The sequence below is a fragment of the Streptomyces sp. NPDC041970 genome, from assembly GCF_055588985.1.
Map to the genome: position 1 here is coordinate 1 of NZ_JBVJCD010000102.1, position 9696 is coordinate 9696.

Annotated in this window: 8 protein-coding genes and 1 pseudogene; all 9 read right to left on the bottom strand. The window is 74.7% G+C overall.

The genetic code is table 11. The features are described from left to right. A pseudogene (locus ACZ6EJ_RS27410) lies at positions 1–536 on the bottom strand (RiPP maturation radical SAM C-methyltransferase); the annotation flags it as partial. Between the two features lie 10 nt (positions 537–546). Then, positions 547–1752: a cytochrome P450 gene (locus ACZ6EJ_RS27415; protein ID WP_469270852.1), complete on the bottom strand. Its 1206-nt coding sequence runs from the start codon at positions 1750–1752 to the stop codon at positions 547–549. Then, the gene (locus tag ACZ6EJ_RS27420; protein WP_469270853.1) at positions 1730–3223 is read right to left on the bottom strand and encodes an amidohydrolase family protein; all 1494 of its coding nucleotides are present in this window, start codon (positions 3221–3223) and stop codon (positions 1730–1732) included. The genes ACZ6EJ_RS27415 and ACZ6EJ_RS27420 overlap by 23 nt, the downstream gene beginning before the upstream one ends. Next, positions 3220–4014 (bottom strand): alpha/beta fold hydrolase, encoded by a 795-nt coding sequence (locus tag ACZ6EJ_RS27425; protein WP_469270855.1) that lies wholly within the window; start codon positions 4012–4014, stop codon positions 3220–3222. The genes ACZ6EJ_RS27420 and ACZ6EJ_RS27425 overlap by 4 nt, the downstream gene beginning before the upstream one ends. Further along, entirely contained in the window at positions 4007–6031 is a 2025-nt protein-coding gene (locus ACZ6EJ_RS27430) for a RiPP maturation radical SAM C-methyltransferase (protein WP_469270857.1), read from the bottom strand. Before ACZ6EJ_RS27430 ends, ACZ6EJ_RS27425 begins: the two co-directional genes overlap by 8 nt. Further along, positions 6028–7353, bottom strand: a complete 1326-nt coding sequence (locus ACZ6EJ_RS27435) for a YcaO-like family protein (RefSeq protein ID WP_469270859.1) — start codon at positions 7351–7353, stop codon at positions 6028–6030. Before ACZ6EJ_RS27435 ends, ACZ6EJ_RS27430 begins: the two co-directional genes overlap by 4 nt. Continuing rightward, on the bottom strand, positions 7271–8485 hold the full coding sequence (locus tag ACZ6EJ_RS27440) for a YcaO-like family protein (protein ID WP_469270860.1): 1215 nt from the start codon (positions 8483–8485) through the stop codon (positions 7271–7273). The genes ACZ6EJ_RS27435 and ACZ6EJ_RS27440 overlap by 83 nt, the downstream gene beginning before the upstream one ends. A 160-nt stretch (positions 8486–8645) precedes the next feature. Then, the gene (gene botA / locus ACZ6EJ_RS27445) at positions 8646–8783 is read right to left on the bottom strand and encodes a bottromycin family RiPP peptide (RefSeq protein WP_469270862.1); all 138 of its coding nucleotides are present in this window, start codon (positions 8781–8783) and stop codon (positions 8646–8648) included. 121 nt (positions 8784–8904) lie between these two features. Next, positions 8905–9696: RiPP maturation radical SAM C-methyltransferase (locus ACZ6EJ_RS27450; RefSeq protein WP_469270863.1), on the bottom strand; the 792-nt coding region annotated here is incomplete at its 5' end.

The following is a 9696-nucleotide window of genomic DNA, read 5'->3' on the forward strand; positions in this document are numbered from 1 at the left end:
CCCTCGCAGTTGCTCCCCCCCATCACGATCACCCCACCGAAACCGTGCTCACGCAACCGCTCCGCCACCGCCAACGTCGGCCCGTTCTGGCTGAAAGTGCTCGTGAAGCCGATGACGTCGGGGCGGCCGGCGAGCAGCTTGCGAGCGGTGTGCTCCACGTGGGCCTCGGCGACCGGCCGCAGGGCGTCGATCAGCGCGATCGTGGCCTCGTCGACCTCGCGGGCGCGCAACTCGTCGTGGTACGCGGCCCGTTCGTCGGCGTCCGCGTGGCGCCGCGCGAAGACCCAGTCGCCCACCGCGAGGTGGTACAGCTCCTCGGAGACCACCCGGTACGCCTCGGACCACGCCTCCCGGTCCATGCCGGGCAGCGGGCCCGCCGCGCGCGCCAGCCCGTAGAAGTCGAGGTACGCGTAGTGGGACTCGGCCTCCCAGCCCGCCGTCTCGGCGACGGCCCGCAACGTCCCCACCTGGATGGAGGGGCGCCGGACGTTGTTCCAGGGCATGGCGACCAGGGCGACCCGAGGAAGCTTCGTCATGACACCGCCCTCACCAGGTCAGCCGGAGGTCGTAGGAGTTGCGCAGGAACGGCGGCGGGTCCTGGCGGAGCGCGGCCGGCACCTCGTAGCGCGGCACCGCCCGGTGCCACTCCTCCAGCGCGGTGAGGATCTGGGCGCGGGCGAACGCCGCTCCCAGGCACTGGTGGGCGCCGGTGCCGAAGGCGATGTGCGGGTTGTGCTCCCGGTCGAAGTCCACCCGCTCCGGCCGGTCGAAGACCGCCGGGTCGTGGTTGGCGAGGGCCAGCGGCAGCAGCACCGTGTCCCCCCGGTCCGCGACCCCCGCCGCCCCCTGCCGTACCGCCATCCGGCCGGGGTACATGCAGGAGTTGACGCGCAGGAACTCCTCCACCGCCGCCGACCTGACGTCCCGCTCGGTCAGGAAGCGGGCCCGGTCGGCCTCGTGGTAGGCGAAGTGCTGGACCGCGTTGGACAGGTGGTTCACGGTGGAGTCCACGCCGGCCAGGAAGAGCACGCACAGCAGCGAGGCCCGGTCGTCCTCGCCGACCGGTTCGCCGCCGATCGTCCACGTCAGGCTGGCCGTCGTCAGGTCCTCGGCCGGTTCCGCCCGGCGCAGGGCGATGTGCTCCCGCGCGAACCGCTCCAGGGCGGGCAGGCCCAGTTCCCCGTACGCGGCCGCCTTGGGGTCCGGCTCCGACCGGGAGTCGATCATGGCCCGGTCGATGGCGAGCAGGAGGTCGAGCCGCTCGGCCGGCCAGCCCACGGCCACCATCAGGTTCTCCATCACGAACGGCCGGGCGAAGTCCTCGTTGAAGGAGATCTCGCCCCGGTCGAGGAGGTCGCCGATCCGGGTGCGGGCGCGGTCGCGCATCCCCGGAGTGAGGTCGCGGACCCGCTGCGGGGTGAACCAGGACGCCAGCCGACGGCGCCACTCGGTGTGCTCACCGCCCTCCACGGTCAGGGGGACCCACCGCTCCTCGTGCCCTCCCTCGGCCGCGCTGACCCGTCCCACGGTGAAGGTGTCCTCGTCCCGGAACGCCTCGCAGATGCCCTCGTAGGAGGAGAGCACCCAGAAGCCGGGGCCCCGGTCGCTGTGGAAGGCGCCGTCGCGGGCGTACTCGGCCGCCGCGCGCCGGTACTCCTCGGGGGCGTTGAAGAAGTCGAAGTCGGCCGAGACCGGGCAGCCCCCGGAAGCCGGAGCCGACGCGTCCGTCTCACTGAGCTGTTCGTTGCGCAAGGACAACCATCTCCTCGGTCGGTCGACCGCCGGGCATCGGCGGATCGAGTTCACCCCGCGGCCAGTCCGCGGCGTTCAGCCCCGAACCCGCCAGGCGCAGGGCCCACAGGCGGTCCAGGTCCGCCCCGTCCAGCAGGACGCCGTCGATCAGCACCGCGTCCGGTCGTGTCAGCCCCGCCACCCGGCCGTCCGGGGGGCGGCGGTAGAGCACCAGGTCCGAGGAGGCGGGGACGGCCACCGGCTTCCCCGTGCCGGGCAGGGCGGGGGCCATCGCACGGTAGGCGTTGACCGTGGCCGCCCGCAGCAGGTCCCCGAAGCCCATCCCGGCCCGCTCCAGCTCCGCCAGCTCCTTGTGGAAGGAGGGGCCGGCCAGCACGAACGGGTTCCCGCAGTCGGTGCCGACCAGGAGCCGGGCGGCCACGCCCTCGGTGCGCGCCACCAGCTCGCCCAGGCGGTCCACGGCGCCGCCCCGCCGACGGGCCTCCGCGGGGTCGAGCCGCAGCGCCTCGCGCGCGGCGTGCTGCCAGGCGCGCTGCCTGCTCGGGGTCGCCGCGGCCAGCGCCTGCCGGGAGGGCCTGGTCCTCGACCGCTCGCCGCTCCGGGCCCGCCAGCACACCAGGGTCGGGCAGACCAGGTGCCGGTGCGGGCCGGACGCGGCGAGCGCGTCGCCCATCTCCGCCGCCCGCTCCGCGACCCCGTTCCCGGCCAGCGCCTCCGCCAGGGCGTCCCAGCGGCGGTCCTGCGGCAGGCGGAACACGTTCGGCACCACGCCGTAGAGGTGTTCGCTGGTCCGCAGCAGGCGGGCCGCCGCCGCGAACGGCACCCGTTCGGGCACATGGCCGACCACCGGGACGCCGGTCCGGGCGCAGGCGTCCGCCAGCCGTTCCAGGACGGCGGGTTCGACGTCGTCGTAGATCTTGAGCCCGTGGTAGCCGAACGCGAGCGCCTCCTCGACCGCCCGGCGGACCGCCCGGTCGTCGGCCAGGACCGTCACCGCCTCGGGCAGCCTCGTCGTCGGCCCGTCCACGACCCCGGCGGAGACCCAGAGGCGGGGCAGCACCACGTGCCGGGCCCGCCGTGCGCCCTCCGCCAGCAGGTGCGCGGGTTCGCCCCACAACTGGCGGCAGCCCGTCACCCCGTGGACCAGGAGGCCGACCAGGTCCGCGAGCGAGGACACGTGGGCGTGGGCGTCGACCATGCCGGAGACCGCGTACCAGTCGCACGGCCGTTTGCGCTCAGGTTGCCGGGGGCCCTCGCACGGCGAGGGCCCCGCCGTACAGCGGCCGTCGGCGACGGTCAGGTCCTGCACGGGCCCGAACGCGCCCGTGACGGGGTCGGCCTGCCGCACCCGCCGCAGGACGTGGTTCCGCGGCCGGTCCGCCAACTCCTCCAGGGCCGTCACCAGCGGGTCGCCCTCGGGCAGCAGGTTGCGCCGCCACCGCCACTGGGCCTCTTCCAGTCCCCCGCTCATCCGGGCGTCCGCCCCGTCGCCGCGGCGCCGTCCGGCAGCACCCGGACCACGTCCGCGAGGCGCGCCGCCGCCTTCACCCGGCTCTCGGCGTCGAGCAGCCACAGCCGGGCCCCGAGCCGGCGCTCGCTCTGCCGGAACGGCTCCAGGTCCGCGTCGCCGGAGGCCGTGACCAGCACCACCTCCTGGTCGGGGAAGCCCCGCGCCACCTCGCGCTCACCGCCGAGCAGCAGGCCGCGCGTGGCGTGCCCCAGCTCCCGGCGGTCCACCCGGTCGCAGGCGTCGATCATCCACGCCGGCGCGCCCTTGGCGACGAAGTTGTCCCGCAGGTACGCGGCGCCGCCGGGCCCCTCGACGGCGGTGGCCTCCTCCTCCACGGCGTCGCTCGGGATCACGACCGCCTCCGCGTGGGCGCAGAAGGACACCACCCGGCCGATCCGGGGGTCGGCGGCCGCAGCGGCCAGCGCGACCCGGCCGCCGTAGTACAGGCCGACCACCGTGCAGCGGTCATGGCCCAGGTGGTCCAGGACGGCCCGCAGGTCGGCCGTGTACCGGTCGGGGGCGTGCGCCGCCGCGCCGCCGCCGGGCCCGCTGGCGCCGCGCCCGCGCAGGTCCACGGCGGTGACGTCGACATCGGCGGGGAGCGCCGCCAGGAAGCCGGAGTCCGTCCACACCCGCCGGTCCATGGCCACGCCGTGCACCAGCAGCAGCGCCTCGCCCGTACCGGGCCGGCGTTCGGCGGCGATCACCGTGCCGTCCCGCGACACCACGGTGAACTGCTCGACCTCATCCACGCGCTTCTCCTCCCGTCCGCCCGGCTCCCGCCGCGGTGACCACCCGGTCCGTGTCCGTGCCCGCCTCCGGCGCGTCCGGCCTGTCGCGCTCCCGCAGTTCGTCGGCGAGCCCGTCGTCGCGCAGCTCCGCCGCCCTTCCCAGGGTGTCGGGCATACCGTCCCGCGTGGCCAGGATCAGCCCCCGCCGGGCCTCGATGTGCAGCCACCCCCGCCGGTTCCAGGTCCGCAGCCGGGCCCGGAGCTCGTCCTGGGGCACGCCCGCCATGTCGGAGACCTTCTCCACGGACTGGTCGATCCGCCCGCCGTGCGCCATCGTGCGGAACAGCTTGTCGTCGGCGCCCCGCAGGACGTGGCGGCCGGTGCCCACGTGCGGCCGGTGGTCCTGGAGCACCGTCAGGTCCGGTCCCAGCCGGTAGGCGAACCGGGACTGCGCGTGGAGCTTCTTCCACAGCCCGACCCGCGCGCCCAGCCGCCGCCGCAGCGCCAGCATCTCCTCCGCGTCCGCCCGCTCCTCGGTCTCGGTGTGCGAGAAGGAGTAGGCGAGCGCGGTGCGGTCGGCCTCCGGGACCGCGTGGATGAACCGGTACTTGGGCTCCGGCCCGTCCACCTCGATCCGGAACTCCTCGGGCCGCTCGAAGTACGGGCTGTAGCGGTCCACCCGGACCCGGCTGACCGTCGAGGGGGGCGCCAGGTGGGTGATGAAGGGGAACAGCGCGAGCTGCTCCTCCAGCATCCGGGGCGTCTCCATCGGCATGGCCGACAGCAGGTTCCACTGCGCGTCGATGCCCAGTTCGGCGCAGAGCACCAGGAACCGCAGGTTGTGGAAGGCGGTGGCGCCCTTGCGCAGCAGTCGCAGCGCCCCGCTGCTCAGGCTCTCGATGCCGGGCTGCACCATGGTCACCCCGGCGGCCCGCATCTCGCCGACCTCCCGCGGTCCGAGGTTCGCCTTCACCTCGAAGAAGGTCGTGATGTCGACCTCGGACGCGGCCAGTTCGGCCAGGCCGTTGTCCCGCTTGGCGAGGATCGTGTCGACCGCGTAGGTGTCGAACACCCCGTGCTTCTCGGTCAGTCGGCGCAGCGTGTCGGTCAGCCTGCGCCCCGGCTTGCTGCGGTAGACCATGCCGCTGCCGTTCTCGCCGCAGAAGGTGCACTGCAGCTTCTCCCCCCACCAGCAGCCGCGTGACATCTGGAACGGCAGAGCCACGTGCGGGGTGATGAGCTCGCTCCACGGCAGGTCGCGCAACCGGGTGAAGTACTCGTCGTAGCGGGGCACGGGGGCCGAGTCCGCCTCCTGGGCCACCGGCAGCGCCGCCCGTATCCCGCCCTCGGTACGCAGCGCCAGGCCGGGCGCGCCCACCAGGTCGGCGAGTCCCCCCGCCGCCCGCAGCGCCGCGACCGCCGCCTCGCCCTCGCCCTGCACCACGGCGTCGACGAACGGGTACGCGGCCATCACGGCCTGCCCCATCGGCCGGTCGCAGTTGGCGCCGCCGAGGACGACGTGGCGGCCGGGGTCCCGTTCCTTCAGGGCCCGAGCGATGGCCAGCGAGGGGACGAGCTGGCTGAACGAGGTGGTGAACCCGTACATCGCGGCGTCCAGGTCGAGCAGGCGCTGAGCGAACCCGGCCACGAAGTCGGGCGCGATCGCGCGCAGGTCCAGGACGCGGCGCACCATCTCCTCGGAGACGCCGCGCGACGTGAGGAAGGCGGCGTAGGCCTCCGGGTCCGTCTCCCGCGGGTCGGGTCCGTCTCCCGCGGTCTCGGGCTCCGCCGTCCCTCCGAAGATCCAGTCGCCGACGCCGAAGCCGTACAGCTCCTCGCCGATGGTGTCGTAGACGGACACGAACTCCGCCGGGTCCCACCCCAGGGTCTCCACGGCGTACTGCGACCAGTCCAGGTACCCGTAGACCGGGGTGATCGGGTCGCCCGGCGCGTGGTCGGCCAGCGCCGCCAGGGTGGCGATCTGGATCGACGGCCGGTACAGGCTGTTCCAGGGCGGTGCGACCAGTACGAGCCTCACCGCTGACCGCCCTTCCGGGGCCGCAGCCGGGCGTCGAGCCGGCCGGTGGGGAGCACCGGGTAGCCCGCGCGCGCCTTGTCCAGCATCTCCAGTCCGGGGACGACGACGTCGACCACCGTCACCGGACCCGGCTCGGTGAGGACCCGGTGGTACGGCTCCAGGCCCACCGCGCGCAGCCTCTCGACCAGCCGCCGCAGCAGCTCCTCGGGGGCGGCCGACGCGGGCAGCGCGTCGGCGGTGTCGAAGGGCACCGCGCGGTGCGGCAGGGCCCGCACGTCGAACCGGGCCGCCGCGAGGTGGCGCGGCCAGCGCGCCAGGGCGCGGCCGATCTGCTCGGACTCGCTGCCGGCGTCCACCGGGCCGTGCCGGTACATCGTCCGCACCTGGAGGTACTCCAGCAGGGCGCGCTGGAGGGCGTACTCGGGGACCGGGGACGAGCCGCTGCCGACCAGCCGGACCGGTTCGTCGGCGACCGCGTCGCAGACCAGGTAGCTGGGCACGCGGGTGTCGCAGGTGAGGGAGACGATCAGGAGCCGCGCGTCGACGGCCGCCGCGACCTCGTCGGTCAACTCCCGCAGGTCGGCGGGGAGGTCGTCGGGTTCGACGACGGGCAGTGCGCCGCCGTCCGTGAAGTAGGCCCCGGCGAGCAGGTGCGACCACGCGTCGCGCTCGATGGCCTCGTTGACCGCGTGCACCAGGGCCTCCGCCAGGGTGGCCCCCGCGGCGTACCCGGCGCTGGAGGTGTAGTGCCACAGCGGTGCGAACACCCCCGTGTCGGCGGGGTGCGGCCAGTTGCGGTAGCCGCCGTCGCGGAGGAAGACCGGGTGGTGGTGGACCGGCGCGTCGGCCTTCTCGCCGAGCACCTCGGCGACCGGGCGGTAGGAGCGGGTCAGGACCTCGCCGCGGGGGTCGATCCCGGCCAGCCGTCGCAGCAGCGCGGACGGTGCGGCGGACGGCTGGCCGGCCACGGCCTCGGTGGTCAGGAACGACGCCTCGTCCGCCCGGTGGTCGCGCCGCCAGTCCAGGTGGTAGTGCTCGGCGCTCTCGTAGAGGGCGCTGGCCAGGCTGCGGTGGCCGAGGCCCTTGCCCGAGCTGCGCGAGCACAGCGCGCCCTCGGCGTCGGTCAGGCGGACCTCGTAGGTGGGCGCGCTGTCGATCCCGTAGCGGCTGATGTCGGCGGTCAGGCTCCGGTCGGCCAGCCAGTCCCCGACCGTGGTCAGGGCCGTGGTGAGGGGGGTCTCACGCTCGGGTGGCACGTGGTCCGAGTCGGTCGGGCCGGAGATCGCGGCGGTCAGCAGGTCGTGGTGTGCGGTCCGGGGCAAGGGTTCTCCTCACTTCGCCCGTGTCGAACACGGGGATTCCTGCTCGGACCAGGCCCAGCAGAGGCTGCGGATCGGTCACCGCGTGGGCGAGGTGGAGCCTGGTCGGCGGAAGGTCGGGGCCGAAGAGGTCGACCGAGATCCGGTCGGCCCATACGGAGAGGGAGTGGGCGGTCAGTTCCCGCAGCGGGGCGCGGGGCGGGAGGGCGCGCGGCGCCGCGGCCGGGCGGTCGGGCTCCGCCCCCCGCGGGTCGAAGTCGAGGCGGACGCACCGCACCAGGGCGGGCCATCTCTCGAACCGGCGGAGGAACTCCCGCTCGGCGGAGGCGCCCGTCGGGTTTGCCCGCCACATGGTCCGCGCCTGTTCGAGCTCCAGCAGGGCGCGTTCGGCGGCCTGCCGGAGGTCCGGCCCGCTGCCGAGGCCGGTGGCGGGCATCGACCGGTCCTCGCTGCGGGCGACGGCGAGGACGGTGGGCGTGCGGGTGATCCCGCGCAGCGGCACCAGCTCGGGCTCGGGTTCCGGCGCCGGGCGGGTGGGGGCCCTCGCGCCGCCCGCGGCCGGCGGCCGCGGGGCGGGCGGCCGGTACGGCGGCGTCGCCAGCCCGCGGTACAGGAACACGCCGTAGTCGACGGACTCCGTCAGCTCCAGCAGGGCGCCGTCGAGCGCCGCGTCGGCGTCGGGCGCGGCGGCCCAGCCGACGGTGCAGGCCAGTCGGGCGTCGGTGGAGGACAGCACGCCCGAGCGCAGCTCCTGCCCGGCGATCCAGGGCGAGGACCAGAAGACCGGCACCTCGCGGTCGGGGCCGCCGGCCGGCGCGCGGTAGCGGCGCACCCCGCAGCCGGGGGGCGCCGTGCGCAGCCCGGACGACCCGGCGACGAGCCCGTCGCGGCCGCCGGACGCGGGAGCGGCCGGGCGGAGCACCGGGGCCAGGGGGGAGCAGGCGGCCAGGCGTTCGACCGCCTCGGAGAAGGCCTTCCGGCGGGCCAGGGGTTCCTGCCCGGCCGTCCCGTGGCCCTCCGCGGTCGCGCCGGACGCCGTCCTGATCCGGCACCGTGCGGTCACGGTGTCCGGAGCGGGCCACATCCGGTAATCGACCTCGCTCAGTTCGCACCGGTCGGTCGATGTGCTTCGCACGCTCACCTCTTCGCCCCTCGGTCGCTCTGGTCGCCGCGGTCCGCCTGCCGTGTCGAGGTCCGGTGCGGGGGCGTGGTCGGCCCGGACGCTGGCGTGCGTCCGGGCCGTCGGTCACGGCGGAGCCGTCACCGATCCCCTTGCCGGTTCTTCGTCAGGAGCGTCAGACGTTGGTGTCGTCCTCGGACCAGACGCCCCAGGACTCCAGCTCCGCGAGTTCCAGGGCGCTGAGCTCCGCGTTGTTGGGGTCGTCGTTGAGGAAGTCAGCCGTCATGCAGTCGAATACGACCACGGGTCCCATGAGGGTGTTCCTTTCGTCGGTTCGTGCGGTAACGGGGTGCTTGCGTTCGTGCTCCGCGGGCAGCCCGCGCTGTGGGCGTCCCTCGGGTCCGCGTGCCCGGATGCGCGGTGCCATGGCCTCCCTACGGTCGGGCGGTGAGCGTGAGCGGTACGGGGGTTCGGGCCCGCCGGGGGGTGCCCTTGGCCGGTGGGGTGCGGTAGGCGGACGGCACGGCCCTGATCGCCAGGGCGATGACCTTGGTGCCTTCCGCGTACACCCATCGGCGCCGCTGCCAGTCGCGCAGCGTTTCCTGGGCCTGGTCCCAGCGGTCCCCCGACCACCCCAGCTCCTGGAGGTCTCGGTGGCGGGTTCCGCCGATGACGGCGCGGTAGAGCCGGGCCTCGTCGCCCGAGAGCCGGACGTCCCCGCCGGGCAGGCCGGGGCGCCGGTCGGAGAGGGTGACGGAGTCGAAGCCGAGGCGGTAGGTGAACGAGGACTTCCCGTGGTGCGCCCGCCAGAGCCTGACCCGCGCCGCGAGCCGGCGCCGGATCGGGGCGTTCGCGGCGCCGTCGGTGAACTCGCCCTCGAAGTGGTAGGCGATGTCCCACAGTTCGTCGGAGGAGAGGTCCGGGTAGACGTGCTGGTAGCCGGGCAGGGGGCGGGTCAGCTCCAGGCCGTAGCGCTCGGGGTTCTCGACGTAGGGGCTGAAGCGGTCGAAGCGGATCAGGGTGATGTGCGGCGGCGTGAGGTGCGTCAGCGAGGCCACGGCGTCCAGTTGGGCGGTGAGCGATTCCGGCGTCTCGTTGGGGTAGCCGGTGAGGATGTTCCAGTCCGCCCGCACGCCGTATTCGGCGCAGCCGAGCAGGAAGCGGATGTTCTGGTAGGCGGTGGCGCCCTTGCGCAGCAGGCGCAGCCCCTCCGTGCTCAGGCTCTC